The sequence below is a fragment of the Allobosea sp. 10N428 genome, assembly GCF_056394545.1.
The window spans coordinates 90,647-107,244 of record NZ_JBFTIC010000001.1 but is presented as its reverse complement, the minus strand read 5'-3'; the positions used below and the strand labels follow the sequence as shown (position 1 = coordinate 107,244).

General features: G+C 65.6%; 14 protein-coding genes. 8 read left to right on the top strand and 6 right to left on the bottom strand.

The window, feature by feature from the left end; all coding sequences use genetic code 11:
• Window positions 1-60 precede the first annotated feature (60 nt).
• Both AC1DDA_RS00510 and AC1DDA_RS00505 read left to right on the top strand, forming a co-directional pair.
• A complete protein-coding gene (locus tag AC1DDA_RS00510; protein ID WP_441513276.1) occupies window positions 61-1,476 on the top strand; it encodes a TolC family outer membrane protein in 1,416 nt (471 codons plus the stop codon).
• Between the two features lie 264 nt (window positions 1,477-1,740).
• Window positions 1,741-2,361: a PopZ family protein gene (locus AC1DDA_RS00505; protein WP_476794194.1), complete on the top strand. Its 621-nt coding sequence runs from the start codon at window positions 1,741-1,743 to the stop codon at window positions 2,359-2,361.
• Window positions 2,362-2,418: 57 nt separating this feature from the next.
• On the opposite strand, the gene AC1DDA_RS00500 is transcribed toward AC1DDA_RS00505, so the two are convergent.
• Window positions 2,419-2,712, bottom strand: coding sequence for a hypothetical protein (locus AC1DDA_RS00500; RefSeq protein WP_476794193.1), 294 nt, complete (start codon window positions 2,710-2,712; stop codon window positions 2,419-2,421).
• A gap of 25 nt (window positions 2,713-2,737) precedes the next feature.
• Window positions 2,738-3,220 (bottom strand): pyridoxamine 5'-phosphate oxidase family protein, encoded by a 483-nt coding sequence (locus AC1DDA_RS00495; protein WP_476794192.1) that lies wholly within the window; start codon window positions 3,218-3,220, stop codon window positions 2,738-2,740.
• Window positions 3,221-3,400: 180 nt separating this feature from the next.
• Here AC1DDA_RS00495 and dps point away from each other — a divergent pair, with 180 nt between their 5' ends.
• The 5 genes from dps (at window position 3,401) to AC1DDA_RS00470 (ending at window position 10,762) form a co-directional block, all read left to right on the top strand.
• Window positions 3,401-3,928 (top strand): DNA starvation/stationary phase protection protein Dps, encoded by a 528-nt coding sequence (gene dps, locus AC1DDA_RS00490; RefSeq protein WP_476778354.1) that lies wholly within the window; start codon window positions 3,401-3,403, stop codon window positions 3,926-3,928.
• A 146-nt stretch (window positions 3,929-4,074) separates the two neighbouring features.
• Entirely contained in the window at window positions 4,075-6,894 is a 2,820-nt protein-coding gene (locus tag AC1DDA_RS00485; RefSeq protein WP_476794191.1) for a valine--tRNA ligase, read from the top strand.
• A gap of 152 nt (window positions 6,895-7,046) precedes the next feature.
• Window positions 7,047-7,628: a YqaA family protein gene (locus AC1DDA_RS00480; RefSeq protein ID WP_441513282.1), complete on the top strand. Its 582-nt coding sequence runs from the start codon at window positions 7,047-7,049 to the stop codon at window positions 7,626-7,628.
• 454 nt (window positions 7,629-8,082) lie between these two features.
• Window positions 8,083-9,813, top strand: a complete 1,731-nt coding sequence (ilvD, locus tag AC1DDA_RS00475; RefSeq protein ID WP_476794190.1) for a dihydroxy-acid dehydratase — start codon at window positions 8,083-8,085, stop codon at window positions 9,811-9,813.
• Window positions 9,800-10,762, top strand: coding sequence for a tetratricopeptide repeat protein (locus AC1DDA_RS00470; RefSeq protein ID WP_476794189.1), 963 nt, complete (start codon window positions 9,800-9,802; stop codon window positions 10,760-10,762). Before ilvD ends, AC1DDA_RS00470 begins: the two co-directional genes overlap by 14 nt.
• A gap of 103 nt (window positions 10,763-10,865) precedes the next feature.
• On the opposite strand, the gene xth is transcribed toward AC1DDA_RS00470, so the two are convergent.
• Complete coding sequence (xth, locus tag AC1DDA_RS00465; RefSeq protein ID WP_476794188.1) at window positions 10,866-11,645, bottom strand: exodeoxyribonuclease III; 780 nt, start codon at window positions 11,643-11,645, stop codon at window positions 10,866-10,868.
• Between the two features lie 135 nt (window positions 11,646-11,780).
• A complete protein-coding gene (locus AC1DDA_RS00460; protein ID WP_476778350.1) occupies window positions 11,781-12,230 on the bottom strand; it encodes a BA14K family protein in 450 nt (149 codons plus the stop codon).
• Window positions 12,231-12,478: 248 nt separating this feature from the next.
• Between AC1DDA_RS00460 and AC1DDA_RS00455 the strand changes: the two genes are divergently transcribed.
• Entirely contained in the window at window positions 12,479-13,048 is a 570-nt protein-coding gene (locus tag AC1DDA_RS00455; protein ID WP_476778349.1) for a TIGR00645 family protein, read from the top strand.
• A gap of 67 nt (window positions 13,049-13,115) precedes the next feature.
• Here AC1DDA_RS00455 and trpE read toward each other — a convergent pair whose 3' ends face one another.
• Together trpE and AC1DDA_RS00445 are read right to left on the bottom strand one after the other, a co-directional pair.
• Window positions 13,116-14,630 (bottom strand): anthranilate synthase component I, encoded by a 1,515-nt coding sequence (trpE, locus tag AC1DDA_RS00450; RefSeq protein ID WP_476795107.1) that lies wholly within the window; start codon window positions 14,628-14,630, stop codon window positions 13,116-13,118.
• 2 nt (window positions 14,631-14,632) lie between these two features.
• On the bottom strand, window positions 14,633-16,546 hold the full coding sequence (locus AC1DDA_RS00445; protein WP_476794187.1) for a peptidylprolyl isomerase: 1,914 nt from the start codon (window positions 16,544-16,546) through the stop codon (window positions 14,633-14,635).
• Window positions 16,547-16,598 lie beyond the last annotated feature (52 nt).

Genomic DNA, 16,598 nt, shown 5'->3' with positions numbered 1-16,598 from the left:
ACTTATGCCGAGGCTGGGGCGTAGCCTGGGCGCGACTTCAGTGCGCACACGAGGCGTCCAGTGAAAAGACAATACGACAAGATTTCCGGGTTCGGGCTCTCCGCCATCATCGCCTTGGCGATGTCAGGCGGCTGGGCTTTGCCTGCGGCGGCCCAGTCGATGGAAGCCGCGCTGGCTCGGGCCTATTCAGGTAACCCGACGCTGAATTCGCAGCGCGCATCGGTGCGCGCCGTAGACGAGAATGTTCCGCAGGCTCTTTCCGGATATCGTCCCCGTATCCAGGCTTCGGCCGATATCGGCGCGAGCATCTTGGAGACCGACACCCCGGCCGGCAGTACGTCATCGGGCCTTCACAACAGCACCGTCAGTCGGCTGGCGCCGCGCGGCGCCGGGGTTTCGATCACGCAGAACATTTTCGACGCCGGCAAGACCCGCAACTCGGTCGGCCAGTCCGAATCGCAGGTGCTTGGCGCACGCGCTACCCTGCGCAATACCGAGCAGAACGTGCTGCTCGATGGCGCGACGTCCTATATGAACGTGCTGCGCGACACGGCGATTCTCAGCCTGAACCGTAACAACGTCGAGGTTCTGGAAGAGCAGCTGCGCCAGACACGCGACCGATTTCAGGTCGGCGAGGTGACGCGAACCGACGTCGCGCAGGCTGAGGCGCGGCTGTCCTCGGCGCAGTCGCAGGCGATTCTCGCCGAATCGAATCTCAAGACCTCGGTGGCGCGGTTTCGCCAGAATATCGGCATCGAGCCGCGTTCGCTGACGCCCGCCCGTCCGGTCGAGAACCTCCTGCCGAAATCGCTCCCGCTGGCGCTGAATCATGCCCTCGGAAATCACCCGGCGATCGTCGCGGCCCTGCACGGCGTCGATGCCGCCGAGTTGCAGGTGAAGGTGACGGAAGCTGACCTATACCCGACCTTTGGCGTCACCGGCACGGTCCAGCAGCGTTACGACAGCACGTTCTTCGGCGACAACCGCCTGTCTGCGACCATCGTCGGCGCGCTGACGATCCCGATCTATGAAGGCGGGCAGGTCTACTCCCGCACGCGCCAGGCCAAAGAAACGGCCGGGCAACGCCGGATCGATGTCGATACGCAGCGCGATACGGTTCGCGCGGCGGTCGTCTCCGCCTGGGGCGGGTTGGAAGCGGCCAAAGCCCAGATCATCGCCGCGCAGGCTCAGGTCGAGGCGTCCTCGACGGCGCTTGCCGGTGTTCGCGAAGAAGCCAAGGTCGGCCAGCGAACCACTCTCGACGTCCTGAACGCGCAGCAGGAACTGGTCAGTGCGCGTTCGAGCCTGGTGACGGCGCAGCGCGATCGTGTCGTCGCGTCCTATGCGGTGCTTTCGGCCGTCGGCAAGCTCTCCTCGCAGACGCTCAAACTCAAGGCGGAGACCTACGAGCCCCGCCAGCACTACGATCAGGTCAAGGGCCTGTTGTGGGGCACACAGACGCCTGACGGCCGCTGAGGCTCTCCTTAATTGCGGCTGGCCATGATGACGGCCGCCTCGAGCATCGGACCGAAAAGTGGAATCCACTTTTCGGACAAACCCGATGCTCGAACAAAGGAAGATCGCCATAGCGCGTTCGACAGGACGCGCGGCGATCGGGGCCGGCGCATTCGCGCAACAGCGCCGATTTCTCCTGTGGGAGAGGCCGTCATCGCCTTGTCTGCCCGATAAGTCGTGGAATAATCCGCTCTTGGAGCAGCGTTGATTCCATCGGCGCGCCCGATGTCGAACGGTCAGGCCTTCATGAGCGCGCAAGCCAAGCCCAACGAACCGTCGATGGAAGAGATTCTCGCTTCCATTCGCCGGATCATTTCGGACGATGAGGCGAAGCCGGGTGAGGCTGCTGCCGCTCAGGTTCTGCAATCGGAGCCCGAGCCCGAGCCGGCCACGATAGCGGCTATCGATGATGACGTGCTGGATCTGGGAGCCGAAGCCGCTCTGATCGCAGCCCCGACAGCTGCGCCTGTAGCTGAAGCTGAACCAGCCCCACCGATCAGCATCGTCGACGATTCCGACATCGCCTTCGCCGATGAGCAGCTGGCCGTTGCTGTTGCGGCGCCGCCGCCTCCTGCGCCGGAACCGGCTCCCGTCATCGCTGCGTCGCCCGCGCCTGCCGTGGACATGGCAAGCCTGCTGTCGGACCAGGCCAGCTCGGCCGTGACCAACGCTTTCGGCCAACTCGCCAGCACCGTGCTCAGCAACAACGCCCGGACGCTGGAAGACCTGGTCAAGGACATGCTCAAGCCGATGCTCAAGACCTGGCTCGACGACAACCTTCCGACGATGGTCGAGCGTCTGGTCCGCTCCGAGATAGAGCGCGTCGCCCGCGGCGGACGCAGCTGACCGGCTCCAAGGCCCGCCACGCTCCCGCGGCCGCTCATGGGTGCAGGCGGAGCGCGATCAGATCTCGGTTCGTTGCGAGCTTTCCCGGGGAGGGCTGACGGGTTGCGCTCTGCGCCGCCGTATGGCGGCAGGCGCTGCCTGGCGGCGCCGTGGCTGCCGAGCCCGGCTGTCGAAGGCCCCGGCTTCCCTGAGCCGTTCGAGCCCGTATCCAGCGACCGCGAGCAAGGTCGCGGGCGCGCCAAGCCGCGACACCAGCATCGTCAGCCCGACCGCAATCGGATGCGGATAGCGCCCCGAGGCGGCCTCGACGGCGAACCATGCCCCGAGGCCATGAACAATGAGCTTCAGCATCGTTTTTCCGTTCAGCAGCAGAGCTTTAGAGGACAACCTTGCGGTGTTCTCCGAGTTCGGGTTTCGCACCGGTCAGAGCCGCCGCGGCCATCTTGACGCTGGTGACAATCTTGCCGGGGCTGTCCCAGAACTCGGCCATTGAGGGCCGCACGCGCAGGATGCGAATGTTGGGATCGTTCTCGTCGTCCCAAAACGCCTTGTTGCTCGGCTCCCACAGCGCACGCACGCGGGCGGGATCGTCGACCAAGCTCGCCGTGCCGCTGATCGACAGATAGCGGTGTCCGCTCGTGTCGGAGAAGGCGAGGCAGACATTATCGTTGATCTGGATCTCGTCGTCCTTGTGATGGCGGCGATCCGTCAGGAAGTAGATGGCGTCCTCCTCGCGCTTGCCATGGGCGTGCATCGGACGTGCCCGAAGCTCGTCGCCGTTTCCATCATGGGTCACGAGCATCGCGAATTTAATCGAGTCGATGAGGTCCCAGACGCGCTTCTGATCGTTGTGAGGCATGTCGGTGTCTCCCGTTGCAGCTGTTTGGGATGCAACGGATCGCTGCGTGGCAGGTTCCCTCCGGAGTTCAGGCTTTGGCGAGGGAACAATGGTGCCCCCCGTGCGTAGGGAGTGGCACGCCGCGCCCGCTCTCGGCGCAGCGTGCTTTCCTTTGTCGTTGTCCGCTTAGGGGGATTTGTCATGGCCAAGCCTGCCACGAAGACTGCGCCGAAGACCTCCGCATCCGCGAAGATCGTCAAATCGAGCAAGATCGATCTGGCTTCGAACACCAAGACGAAGGTCGTCGGGCTGCTCAACGAACGACTTGCCGACGGCATCGATCTGGCGCTGGTCACCAAGCAGGCGCACTGGAATCTGAAGGGACCGGGCTTTATCGCCGTGCATCTCATGCTGGACGGTTTTCGCGACGACCTCGACGAGCATGTCGACACTGTCGCGGAGCGGATCGCGCAGCTCGGCGGCATCGCGCTCGGCACCGCGCAGACGACGGTCGCGGCGACCTCGCTCAAACCCTATCCGACCGAGATCGTGTCGGTTCAGGATCATCTCCACGCACTGATCGAGCGCTATGCCGACACCGGCAACAAGGTTCGCGACGCGATCGACGCCTGCGCCGAGGCTGGCGACGCCGACTCCGCCGACATCCTGACGGCCTATTCGCGCATGCTCGACAAGTCGCTCTGGTTCCTGCAGTCAAACCTTGGTTGAGCCGCTTCAGCGCAAGGCTGACGATTGCGCGTCATCGAAAACGTTGACGGGCGCCCTTCGCATGCGCTCTTAAGACACGAGACCTTTTGGCCTGTGATCTTCCGGCCGGGGCAGGTTCCCCGGCCTTTCTGCGTTCGAGCGATGTGATGATGGACAAGACTTTCGAGCCGGCAGCCGTCGAGGCCCGGATCAGCAAGGCCTGGGACGAGGCTGAAGCCTTCAAGGCGGGCAGGGGCTCCGCCCCCGGGGCCGAGCCCTATTGCATCGTGATCCCACCGCCGAACGTCACCGGCTCGCTGCATATGGGCCACGCGCTCAACAACACGCTCCAGGACGTGCTCTGCCGCTTCGAGCGCATGCGCGGCAAGGACGTGCTCTGGCAGCCCGGCACCGACCACGCGGGCATCGCGACCCAGATGGTCGTCGAGCGCAAGCTCGCCGCCGAAGACCGCACCGACCGCCGCACGATGGGGCGCGAGGCCTTCCTGGCCGAAGTCTGGAAGTGGAAGGAGGAGTCGGGCGGCACGATCTTCAACCAGCTCCGCCGTCTCGGCGCTTCCTGTGACTGGTCGCGCGAACGCTTCACCATGGATGAGGGGCTGTCGGCCGCCGTCCTCAAGGTCTTCGTCGGCCTGCACAAGCAGGGGCTGATCTATCGCGCCAAGCGGCTGGTGAACTGGGATCCGAAATTCCAGACCGCGATCTCGGATATCGAGGTCCTGCAGGTCGAGAAGACCGGCACGTTCAAATGGGAGCGGGGCAGCGAGGAGCCTTTCGACGCCGCCAAGCTCGACAAGGCTCTGAACCGCGACCCGAACGGCCATCTCTACTATTTCAACTATCCACTCGAAGGCGCGACCTACGACGCGGACGACGCCTCGACCTTCATCACCGTTGCCACGACCCGTCCCGAGACGATGCTTGGCGACACCGGGATCGCCGTCCACCCGGATAACGAGACAATCGGCCATCTGATCGGGCGCAATGCCGTGCTGCCGCTGGTCGGCCGCGTCATCCCGATCGTGCCCGACGACTATGCGGATCCGGAGAAGGGCACCGGCGCGGTCAAGATCACCCCGGCGCATGACTTCAACGATTTCGAGGTCGGCAAGCGCCACAAGCTCGATGTCGTCAACATCCTCGACGGCGAGGCGCGTATCCTGCTCGCCGGCAACGAGGATTTCCTGGCCGGTTCCAAGCCGGAAGCCGAGACGCTCGCGCTCGACGGCCTCGACCGTTTCGTCGCGCGCCGCCGCGTCGTCGCGATGATGGCCGAGCGCGGCTATCTCGCGAAGGTCGAGCCGCATGGCCATACCGTGCCGCATGGCGACCGCTCTGACGTCGTCATCGAGCCCTGGCTGACCGACCAGTGGTATGTCGACGTCAAGCCGCTGGCCGACCGCTCGATCAAGGCGGTCCGCGACGGCCGCACGACCTTCACGCCTGAGAACTGGACCAAGGTCTTCTACGACTGGCTGGAGAATATCGAGCCCTGGTGCGTCTCGCGCCAACTCTGGTGGGGCCATCAGATCCCAGCCTGGTATGGACCGGACGGCGAGGTCTTCGTCGCCGAGTCGGAAGCTGAGGCGCAGACTTTGGCGATGGCGCATTACGGCGACACCGTCGCGCTCAAGCGCGACGAGGACGTGCTCGACACCTGGTTTTCCTCGGCGCTCTGGCCTTTCTCGACGCTGGGTTGGCCGGAGCAGACGGCCGAGCTGAAGCACTATTACCCGACGGCGACGCTCGTCACCGGCTTCGACATCATCTTCTTCTGGGTCGCCCGGATGATGATGATGGGCCTCAACTTCATGGACGAGGTTCCATTCCGCGAGGTCTATCTGCACGCCATCGTTCGCGACGAGAAGGGCGCGAAGATGTCGAAGTCGAAAGGCAACGTCATCGATCCGCTGGTGCTGGTCGACAAATATGGCGCCGATGCGCTGCGCTTCACGCTGGCCGCCATGGCGGCGCAGGGCCGCGACATCAAGCTCGCGACGTCCCGCGTCGAGGGCTATCGCAACTTCGCGACCAAGATCTGGAACGCCGCGCGCTTCGCTGAACTGAACGGCTGCCTGCGCGCTGCCGATTTCGACCCAGCCTCGGTCAAGCAGCCGCTGAACCGCTGGATCCTCAGCGAAGCCGCGCAGGCGGCCGAGGAGGTCGCGGCGGGCATCCCCAGCTTCAAGTTCAACGAGGCGGCGGGCGCGGCCTATCGCTTCGTCTGGAACCAGTTCTGCGACTGGTATCTGGAGCTTGCCAAGCCGGTGCTGCAGGGCGAGGGCGTCGATGCCGCGGCGAAGGCCGAGACACAGGCGACGGTCGCCTACGTCATCGACCTGATCTGCCAGTTGCTGCACCCGTTCATGCCGTTCCTGACCGAGGAGCTCTGGGCGCAGAAGGCCGAGGCCGGCGCGCCGCGCAAGCTGGCGACGGGCGATGCTTCGCTGGTCTGCCTCACCCGCTGGCCCGATCTTTCAGCGCTCAAGGATTCGGCGGCCGAGGCTGAGATCGGCTTCGTCGTCGACCTGATCTCGGACATCCGCTCGGTGCGCTCGGAGGTCAATGTTCCCGCCGGCACACAGGCGCCGCTCGTCCTCGTCAACGCTTCCACTGCGACGCGGGCGACGATCGAGAGCTGGCGGCCGATGATCGAGCGTCTCGCTCGCGCCTCCGACATCGCCTTCGAGGCGGCTGCGCCGGCGCAATCGGCACAGATCATCGTGCGCGGCGAGGTGGCGGCGCTGCCGCTCGCCGGCCTGATCGACCTCGACGCGGAGCGCACGCGCCTGACGAAGGAACTCGCCAAGCTCGATCAGGACATCGCGATCGTCGAGAAGAAGCTGGGCAACCCTGATTTCATGGCCCGCGCGCCGGAAGAGATCGTCGAGGAGAACCGCGAGCGCAAGGCTGCGGCGCAAGCGCGCAAGCTCAAGATCGCCGAGGCGCTGACGCGGCTATCGTGACCGGCCACCGCAATCCGGTCACGGCAATGTCGTCAAATTGACGTTGATCCAAGAGAGGACTGGCAATCTCTCGCGGACCCCGCTTAGATGCGCCCGACGCAAATCCGCCATGCAGAATGCGTGGCGGCCAAAGGACCGGCTGTTCAGAACCCATGCTCAAGCGAGCTTATGACTGGTGCGTTTCGTACGCCTCCCATCCTGCTGCCCCCTGGCTGCTCTTCGCCATCACCTTCGTTGAAAGCTCGGTCAGCCCGCTGCCGCCGATCCCGCTGTTGATTCCGATGTGCATCGCCCGGCCCGACCGCGCCTGGTTCTATGCCGGCATCTGCTCGCTCGGTGCGGTGCTCGGCGGCTATCTCGGCTATGCCATCGGCGCTCTGCTCTACGAATCGGTCGGCGCCTGGCTGATCGGCATCTACGGGCTGCAGGACAAGGCCGCGCACCTGATCTCGTCCTCGCAGGACTACTGGTTCTGGGTTCTCGTCACCAAGGGCCTGACGCCGATTCCGTTCAAGATCGTCACGATCATGTCGGGCTTCCTGCATTTCGACCTGTGGAAGTTCACCATCGGCATGGTGGTGTCGCGCACCACATTCTTCCTGATGATCGCCGTGGCCTTGCGCTTCTATGGCGACGACATCCGCATCTTCATCGAGAAGCATCTGCCGATGACGGCGCTCGCCCTCCTCGCCATCATCGTCGGCGGCTTCTTCGTCCTTCCCATGGTGCTCTGAGCGGCTGCTTGAAAACGCCAGCCTGATCCCGAGGGGGCGCCTTCAGGCGCGTCTCGAAGGATGGCCCAGATCTCTCCTGAATCTCCTGGAGCATCCTTCGAGACTCCATTCCCGGCGGAATGGCTCCCGAGGATGAGGGCTTGAGGGAATTTGCAGACGGGTCTGAGCGGCCGCTGCGTCAACTGCCGCACTCAACTTTGTGACATCGCCGCAACACACCGATGAGATCGGCGCCCCGCGCTCTCGCGACTATCGCAATCGCCGCGATGCCGCCACAAACGGCGCCCAGCAAAACGGGGCGTTAAGTCCCTGAGATATATTCAAATTGGAACTAACGTGCGGGTGTCGGATCGGTTCCGGGCCGCTGTTGGGTATTCGGGGGTGCGATTGCTCCCGGCGTGCATGGCGTGGCACATCTTCGCGCCGTGCTGGTCGGGGGACGGGACGAGTGGCGATGGATACGCGTGTGTTCGACAAGTCGAGGCTGCCGAGCCGCCATGTGAGCGTTGGCCCGGCCAAGGCCCCGCACCGCTCCTACTATTATGCGATGGGCATGACCGCGAAGCAGATCGCGCAGCCCTTCGTCGGCGTCGCCTCCTGCTGGAACGAGGCGGCCCCCTGCAACATCTCGCTGATGCGCCAGGCCCAGGCCGTGAAGAAGGGCGTGGCGTCCGCCGCCGGCACGCCGCGCGAGTTCTGCACCATCACCGTCACCGACGGCATCGCCATGGGCCACCAGGGCATGAAGTCGTCGCTCGCCTCGCGCGAGGTCATCGCCGACTCGGTCGAGCTGACCATGCGCGGCCATTGCTACGACGCTCTCGTCGGCCTGGCCGGCTGCGACAAGTCTCTGCCCGGCATGATGATGGCGATGGTTCGCCTCAACGTGCCGTCGATCTTCATCTATGGCGGCTCGATCCTGCCCGGCACCTTCAAGGGCCGCCCGGTCACGGTGCAGGACGTCTTCGAGGCCGTCGGCAAGCATTCGGTCGGCGCGATGTCCGACGAGGACCTCAAGGAGCTCGAGGAGGCCGCTTGCCCCTCTGCCGGCTCCTGCGGCGCCCAGTTCACCGCCAACACCATGGCGACGGTCGCCGAGGCGATCGGCCTGGCATTGCCCTATAGCTGCGGCGCGCCGGCGCCCTACGATGTCCGCGACACCTTCTGCTACACCGCCGGCGAGATGGTGATGGAGCTGATCGCCCGGAACATCCGCCCGCGCGACATCGTCACCCGTAAGGCGCTCGAGAACGCCGCGATGGTCGTCGCCGCCACTGGCGGCTCGACCAATGGCGCGCTGCACCTGCCGGCAATCGCACATGAATGCGGCATCGACTTCGATCTCTTCGAGGTCGCCGAGATCTTCAAGAAGACGCCCTATATCGCCGACCTGAAGCCGGGCGGAAAATACGTCGCCAAGGACATGTTCGAGGTCGGCGGCATTCCGCTCGTCATGAAGAGCCTGCTCGATGCCGGCTTCCTCCATGGCGACTGCCTGACCGTCACCGGCCGCACCATCGCCGAGAATATGGCTTCGGTGAAGTGGAACGATCAGCAGGACGTGGTCTATCGCGCCGACAAGCCGATTACGGTGACCGGCGGCGTCGTCGGCCTGCAGGGGAATCTCGCTCCCGACGGCGCGATCGTGAAGATCGCCGGCATGCCCGAGGACAAGCTCGTCTTCACCGGCCCGGCCCGCTGCTTCGATTGCGAGGAGGACGCCTTCGAGGCCGTCAAGAACCGGACCTACAAGGAAGGCGACGTCCTCGTCATCCGCTATGAGGGTCCCAAGGGCGGCCCCGGCATGCGCGAGATGCTGTCGACCACCGCCGCCCTCTACGGCCAGGGCATGGGCGACAAGGTCGCGCTGATCACCGATGGCCGCTTCTCAGGCGCGACCCGCGGTTTCTGCGTCGGCCATGTCGGCCCCGAGGCCGCTGTCGGCGGCCCGATCGGCCTGATCCGCGACGGCGACATCATCGAACTCGACGCCATCACAGGAAAGCTCGCAGTCCGCCTTTCTGATGCCGAACTTGAAGAGCGTCGTAAGGGCTGGAAACCGAGGAAAACCGACTACAACTCCGGCGCGCTGTGGAAATACGCGCAGACGGTTGGCTCCGCCAAGGGCGGCGCAGTCACCCATCCAGGAGGGGCGGCCGAAACCCATTGCTATGCGGATATCTAACTCGACCATAGCATGCCTGTTCCTGTTCCTGGGTGGCCAGCAGGCCGCCTGTGCCCAGGATCTTGCAGGCGGAAAGCCGGTACCGCCGCGCGCTATTCCGGGCGCCGCGCTGCCGGAACCGGGCGATTCCCTGTCGGGAGCCCCCGGAGCGGCGATCGTCGCTCCCGCACCCAATACGCCGACGGGGCATACGGCGCTGCCGCTCGTGCCGTTCAACAGCGCGCGCGATGCGTTGCGGGCCTGGATGCGCGATTCCTCTGCCGGCGATAAGGTCGGCGCCGTTCGCGCACTCGAATACGCCGCCTCGCAGGGGCACCTCACCGCGCAGTACAAGCTGGGCCGGATGTATGCCGGAGGCGAGGGCGTTCCGGCCAATGATCTCAAGGCCTTCGAGTATTTCTCGAAGATCGCGGACGAGAATGCCGACGCCATTCCGGGCACGGCCGAGGGCCGTATCGTCGGCAGCGCCTTCGTTGCGCTGGGCGGCTACTTCTCCGACGGCATCAAGGGCAGCTATGTGAAGCCCAACCCCGACCGGGCTTTCGACATGTTCAATTATGCTGCCTCCTATTTCGGCGACCCGGACGGTCAGTACAATCTCGGCCGCCTCTACATGACCGGCCAGGGCACCAGCCGCGATCCGCGGCAGGCGGCGCGCTGGATGAAGCTCGCTGCCGAGAAGGGGCATGCACCGGCGCGCGCCGCTTTCGGCGAGATGCTGCTGCGCGGTGGTGAGGGCGTGCCGCGTCAGCCGGTGCTCGGCCTGATGTGGCTCGCCATGGCCCGCGAGGGTGCCGACCCGGCGCGCGAATCCTGGATCATCGAGCGCCACGCTGCCGCCTTCGCCGCAGCTTCGGCTGCCGATCGCTCGGCGGCGCTGGCCCTCGTCGAGCGCCAGCAAATGGCGAGCTCGCGCAACAGCGGCAACAGCAACAACGGCCAGAACTAGGGCGCCGTCATTCTCGGGCTTGCCCCCGAGAATCTCAGGACGAGATGGCGCTGGTTTCCGAGATGCTCGGGTCGAGCCCGAGCCTGAAGGCTGGTTGCCGCCCTTAGTTCAGCTCGACCATCACGGGCACGTGGTCGGACGGCTTGTCCCAGCCGCGGACATGCTTGGCGATCCTCACTCCCGCGAGCCTGTCCGCGGCTTGTGGAGAGAGCAGCAGATGGTCGATGCGGATGCCGTTGTTCCGCTGCCAGGCGCCGGCCTGATAATCCCAGAAGGTGTAGAGTCCGCCGGCATCGGTCGTGCTGCGCACAGCCTCGGTCAGTCCGAGATTGATCAGCCCGCGGAAGGCGTCGCGTGTGTGCGGCAGGAACAGCGCGTCGCTGACCCAGGCGGCAGGGTCGCGGGCGTCGCGCGGCTCGGGGATGACGTTGTAGTCGCCGGCGAGCACCAGCGGCTCCTCCTGCTCCAGCAGCATCCGGGCATGGGCGGTCAGCCGCTGCATCCAGCCGAGCTTGTAGGGATATTTCTCGGTGTTGGGCGGGTTGCCGTTCGGCAGATAGATCGAGGCCACGCGCACCACGCCGTCGCCCAGGGGCAGCACCCCTTCGAGATAGCGCGCCTGTTCGTCGCCATCGTCGCCGGGCAGGCCGCGCCGGACATCCTCCAGCCGGGAACGGCTGAGAATCGCAACGCCGTTGAAGGTCTTCTGGCCGTGGGTCTCGACCTGCCAGCCGGCCGCCTCGATCTCGGCGCGCGGGAAGTCGGCATCCACGCACTTGATCTCCTGCAGGCAGAGCGCGGCGGGCTCAGCCTCCTTCAGGAAATCGAGCAGGTGGCCGAGACGCTGGCGCACCGAATTGACGTTCCAGGTGGCGATACGCACGAGACGCTCCGGGTTAGGCAGGGCGCAGGATAAGCGGGATCGCCGCCGTCATGGCAAGCCGCTTTCCACCGCGAAAAGAAAACTCCCCGCATTGCTGCGGGGAGCGAACATCCGGGAATGGATTGTCGAGCCCTGTCAGGGGCAGGCGCGAACCACACCGCCCTTGGCGATATAGGTGCCGGTCTCGGGATTGTAGCTCCTGAAGCGGCGCGAGCAGTAGGCCACGGCGTCGACATCCTCGATGCCGTAGCCATAGGCAGGCGCGGGCGCGCCATAGACCGGCGCCGGGGCCGGATAGCCGTAGTAAACCGGGGGTGGCGGCGGAGCGGCGAGCGCGCCGGCCGCCAGGGCCCCGCCGATGACGCCAGCTGCGATGCCGGCGCCGACCGCCGGGCCTCGGTTGTAGCGATAGTAGCGAGGGCCGTAATAGCCGTAGGGGCGCCACTGCACGCTCTGCAGCAGGCCCGAATCGACCTTGGCCGAGGCAATGGCTGCAGAGGCCGGAGCCAGCGGCGCTGCCGAAGCGGGGGCGGCCATGGCGCCGCAACCGGCGAGAGCGGTGACGACGACAAGCGTCCTGATCATGACGAAACTCCTCTGCTGTCCTGTGCGAGTGGAACTCGGCATGTTCCCCCGGTCGGTTTCAACTCTAGCGATCTGTCGATCTCGCGCAAAGACTAGCAGGCAATCCCGGCGCAAATAGGTCGTCACAACATTGTGGCTGTTGGGTGCCAGAGCATCGGCTGGCGGGTTGCGCAGAGGCGTTTTCCTCGCCATCTAGCGTCTCTCCACCGAAAAACCTCGTCATACATTCGAAGGATCAGGACCCGACCATGGCCTCCGGCAGCCCGCCCTCCCACTTAGGCGCCACTGGCGCGATGAAACCCCTGCCGGCGCTCATCTTCAGCTCCCGCTGGCTGCAGCTGCCGCTCTATATCGGCCTCATCGTGGCTCAGTGCGTCTATGTCTTCCTCTTCCTGAAGGAACTCTGGCACCTCGTCACCCACGCCTTCGATTTCAGCGAGCAGCAGATCATGCTGGTCGTTCTCGGCCTGATCGACGTGGTGATGATCTCGAATCTGCTGATCATGGTCATCGTCGGCGGCTACGAGACCTTCGTCTCCCGGCTGCGGCTCGAAGGCCATCCCGACCAGCCGGAATGGCTGAGCCACGTCAATGCGAGCATCCTCAAGATCAAGCTGGCGATGGCGATCATCGGCATCTCGTCGATCCACCTGCTCAGGACCTTCATCGAGGCCGGCAATATCGGCATCGTGGGCAGGACCGCGAACTACACCGAGACAGGCGTCCTGCTGCAGACGCTGATCCACGTCGTCTTCATCTTCTCCGCCATCGGCATCGCCTGGGTCGACCGGATGACGGTAGGCGGCAAGAGCCACTGAGCCGCGACGCCAGGACAAAAGAAAACCGCCCGGCTGCAAGCAGCCGGGCGGTTTGTTTTTGAGGAGATTACTGCCCGCGCCCGGTCCGGGCGGCGAAGCGGATCGCTTCCTCCGCGGCGCGGAACAGGGCCTTGGCCTTGTTGATGCATTCCTCCTGCTCGGAGGCCGGGTTGGAATCGTAGACGATGCCGGCGCCGGCCTGGACATGCATGCGCCCGTCCTTGACGACGGCTGTGCGCAGCACGATGCAGGTATCCATCTCGCCATTGGCGCCGAAATAGCCGATGCAGCCGCCATAGGCGCCGCGCGCATCGTGCTCGAGCTCGTCGATGATCTCCATCGCCCGTACCTTCGGCGCGCCGGAGACCGTGCCGGCCGGGAAGCCGGCGATCAGCGCCGAGAGCGCATCGTGCTTGGGATCGATCGCTCCCTCGACGTTCGAGACGATATGCATCACCTGGCTGTAGCGCTCGATGAAGAAGGAATCGGTCACCTTGACCGTGCCTATCTGTGCGACGCGGCCGACATCGTTGCGCCCGAGATCGAGCAGCATGAGATGCTCCGCGCGCTCCTTCGGATCGGCCAGCAATTCCTCCGCCAGTGCCTCGTCCTCGGCCTCCGTGGCGCCGCGGCGGCGCGTGCCGGCAATCGGGCGGATGGTGACGGTGTCGTCCCGCAGTCTGACCAGGATCTCCGGGCTCGAGCAGACGATCTGGAAATCGCTGAAGTCGAGATAGCAGAGGAAGGGCGCCGGGTTGATTCGCCGCAGTGCGCGATAGAGCGCGAAGGGCGGCAGCGCGAACGGCGCCTCGAAACGCTGCGACAGCACGACCTGGAAGATGTCGCCGGCGCGGATGTACTCCTTCGCCTTGGCCACCATCTCGTTGAATTCGGCCTCGCTTGTATTCGAGATCGTCGCCGGCTCCGGCAGGTTGGCGATGTCGATGTCGGCCTCGGCGGGCAGGGAGCCTTCCAGCGCCTGCACCACCGCTTCCAGCCGCTCCTGCGCCCGCTCATAGGCGTGGCGGGCGGCGACGCCCGGCATGTGCCGCACCGGCGTCACGACATGGATCTCGTCGCGCACCGAATCGAACACCACCATCAGCGTCGGCCGGGTCAGGATGGCGTCGGGCAGGCCGGTGCCGGTCTCCTTCGGCTCCGGCAGCCGCTCCATCAGCCGAACCATGTCGTAGCCGAGATAGCCGAACACGCCGGCCGCCATCGGCGGCAGATCGTCAGCCTCCGGAATCGCGCTCTCATCGAGGAGCGCACGCAGGCTCTCGAAGGCCGGGCGCGGATCGGTGAGGAAGCTGTCGCCCAGCGCGGTCCGGCAGAGCGAGGCTTCGCCCTTGTGACAGCGCCAGATCAGGTCCGGCTCCAGCCCGATCATCGAGTAGCGGCCGCGCACGGCGCCGCCTTCCACCGATTCGAGCAGGAAGGCCGGGCCGGAAGTGGAGCGGCGCAGCTTCAGGAAGGCCGCGACCGGCGTTTCGCAGTCGCCGACCAGAACCTGCCGCAGGAGTTGCGGTGCGCCCGTCTCATAGATCTGCGCGAAGCGCTCGAACTCCTGAAGGGGCTGCATCGTCAATTCTGCGCTCCGCCCGTGGCATTGCGGAACGCAGCCTCGTTGATGCTGACACCCAGCTCGGCCTGACGCTTGGCGACATATTGCACCAGGATGTCCTCGCTGACGCTCGACGAGAGCGCCCGCTCGAAATTGCCAGCTTCCTGCGTGGTGCGGACGTAAGGCGGAACGGTCGCCGAATCGACCTTGAACAGGATGCGCCCGCCATCTGTGCCGGCCGCCGAGCCGCTTTTGCCGGCGGCAGTACCGAAGATCTGGCTGACGACGGTAGCCGGCAGCTCCGGGCGCTGGTCCTGACGGCCGATATCGGCGGCGGTCTCGATGGTGAGCCCGACTGAGGCGGCAACCGCGTCGAAGTTCTCGCCCCTATCGAGCCGCTCGGTCAGCTCACGCGCCTTTGCCGCGAGCTTGGCCGCCGTCTCGTCGGCGCGCCATTGCTTCTCGACCTCGGCCTTGACCTCATCGAAGCCGCGCTCTCGCGCCGGGTCGATCTTGGTGACGTCGAACCAGACATAGCCGGTTTCGCGCGGCAGGCGGATCGCCTCGTTGTCGACGCCGATATCGGAGCGGAAGATCGCCTGCAGCGTCGCGTCGCCGCCCGGCAATGCCTCCTCCTTCGAGCCGTCGGGCCGGCCGAGCGTGGCGTTCAGCGGGCCTGCGCTGCGCAGCTTCAGGTTGAACTCCTTGGCGATCTCGGCGAGCGGCTTGGCGGCGGCGCGCTGGTCCTCGATCTTGTCGTGCAGCTCAGTGATATGCCCGGCCGCGCGGCTGGTCGCGATCTCCTGCTTCAGCTCGGCGGCGACCTCCTCGAACGGGCGCACATGCGCGGTGTCGACCTTCGTCACACGCAGCAGCACCGTGCCGAAGGCGCTGGTGACCGGTGCGCTGACGCCTTCCTGCTCGAGGGCGAAGGCGGCCTCGCGCACGGCGGCGTCGAAGACCTGATCGCGGGTGAAAGTGCCGAGCGTCAGGTCGTTGAAGGCGACGTTCCGCTCGGTCGCGATCTCGTCGAAGGTCTCGCCGCCGTCGATCTTGGCCTTGGCAGCCTGGGCTTCTTCGACATTCGGGAAGGCGATCTGCTGAATGGTGCGGGTCTCGGCCGTGGTGAAGCGCTGGGCCTTGACCGCCTCGTAGCGCGCCTTGGCCTCCTCATCCGTGACCTTGGCCGGATCGGCGAGTGCGTCGGCCGAGATCGCGAGGATGTCGGCCGTGCGGTACTCCGGCGCGCGGAAGGCGATCTTGCGGTCGTTGAAGAAGGTCTTGAGCTGGTCCTCGGTCGGCGCCGCGATCTCGCCGGCGGCGCTCGCAGGCATCCGCGCAAAGGTGACGGCGCGCTTCTCGTTGCGCAGGCGGCTGCCGAGCTCCTGCAAGGCAAGCGGGGCGGTGAGGCCACCGACCAGCATCTCGGAGAGCTGCTGGCGCAGGATGGTCGAGCGCTGGAGCGCGACATAGCTCTGTTCGGTGTACCCGTTCGAGCGCAGCAGCTCGTTGAAGCGTGCCGAAGAGAACTGGCCGGCGGCGTCGCGGAAGACCGGATCGTCGAAGATCAGGTTGCGGATCGTGTCGTCGGAAACGGCGAGCCGCATGCCCTGCGCCGTCTGGTCCAGCGTCGCCTCGGTCAGCAGGCGAGAGAGCGTCTGGCGGTCGAGGCCGAGCGCGCGCGCCATCTCGGGCGAGATCTGGCGGCGCTGCTGGCGGATCAGGTTCTGCAGGTCGTTCTGATAGGCCTGGCGCATCTGCTCGAGGCCGATCTCGGTCTTGCCGACCTTCGCCACCTCGTTCCGCCCATAGCCGCGGAAGATGTCACCGACGCCCCAGATCGCGAAGGCGAGGATCAGGACGCCGAACATGACGCTGACGACGAGCTTGCCGAGAAAACCCTGACTCGCCTTGCGGATGCCCTGCATCATCATGGAAGGTGTCTTTCCCTGAACCTGTTCGTGGCGCGGATTTATGCCCTGCGCG

Coding starts and splice junctions, on each gene's coding strand:
- trpE (WP_476795107.1), bottom strand. CDS start 14,630: ATGCAGCCCCTTCAGGAGTTCGAGCGCTTCGCGCAGATCTATGAGACG.
- AC1DDA_RS00495 (WP_476794192.1), bottom strand. CDS start 3,220: ATGCCTCACAACGATCAGAAGCGCGTCTGGGACCTCATCGACTCGATT.
- ilvD (WP_476794190.1), top strand. CDS start 8,083: ATGGATACGCGTGTGTTCGACAAGTCGAGGCTGCCGAGCCGCCATGTG.
- AC1DDA_RS00485 (WP_476794191.1), top strand. CDS start 4,075: ATGATGGACAAGACTTTCGAGCCGGCAGCCGTCGAGGCCCGGATCAGC.
- AC1DDA_RS00505 (WP_476794194.1), top strand. CDS start 1,741: ATGTCGAACGGTCAGGCCTTCATGAGCGCGCAAGCCAAGCCCAACGAA.
- AC1DDA_RS00470 (WP_476794189.1), top strand. CDS start 9,800: ATGCGGATATCTAACTCGACCATAGCATGCCTGTTCCTGTTCCTGGGT.
- dps (WP_476778354.1), top strand. CDS start 3,401: ATGGCCAAGCCTGCCACGAAGACTGCGCCGAAGACCTCCGCATCCGCG.
- AC1DDA_RS00445 (WP_476794187.1), bottom strand. CDS start 16,546: ATGATGATGCAGGGCATCCGCAAGGCGAGTCAGGGTTTTCTCGGCAAG.
- AC1DDA_RS00500 (WP_476794193.1), bottom strand. CDS start 2,712: ATGCTGAAGCTCATTGTTCATGGCCTCGGGGCATGGTTCGCCGTCGAG.
- AC1DDA_RS00480 (WP_441513282.1), top strand. CDS start 7,047: ATGCTCAAGCGAGCTTATGACTGGTGCGTTTCGTACGCCTCCCATCCT.
- AC1DDA_RS00455 (WP_476778349.1), top strand. CDS start 12,479: ATGGCCTCCGGCAGCCCGCCCTCCCACTTAGGCGCCACTGGCGCGATG.
- AC1DDA_RS00460 (WP_476778350.1), bottom strand. CDS start 12,230: ATGATCAGGACGCTTGTCGTCGTCACCGCTCTCGCCGGTTGCGGCGCC.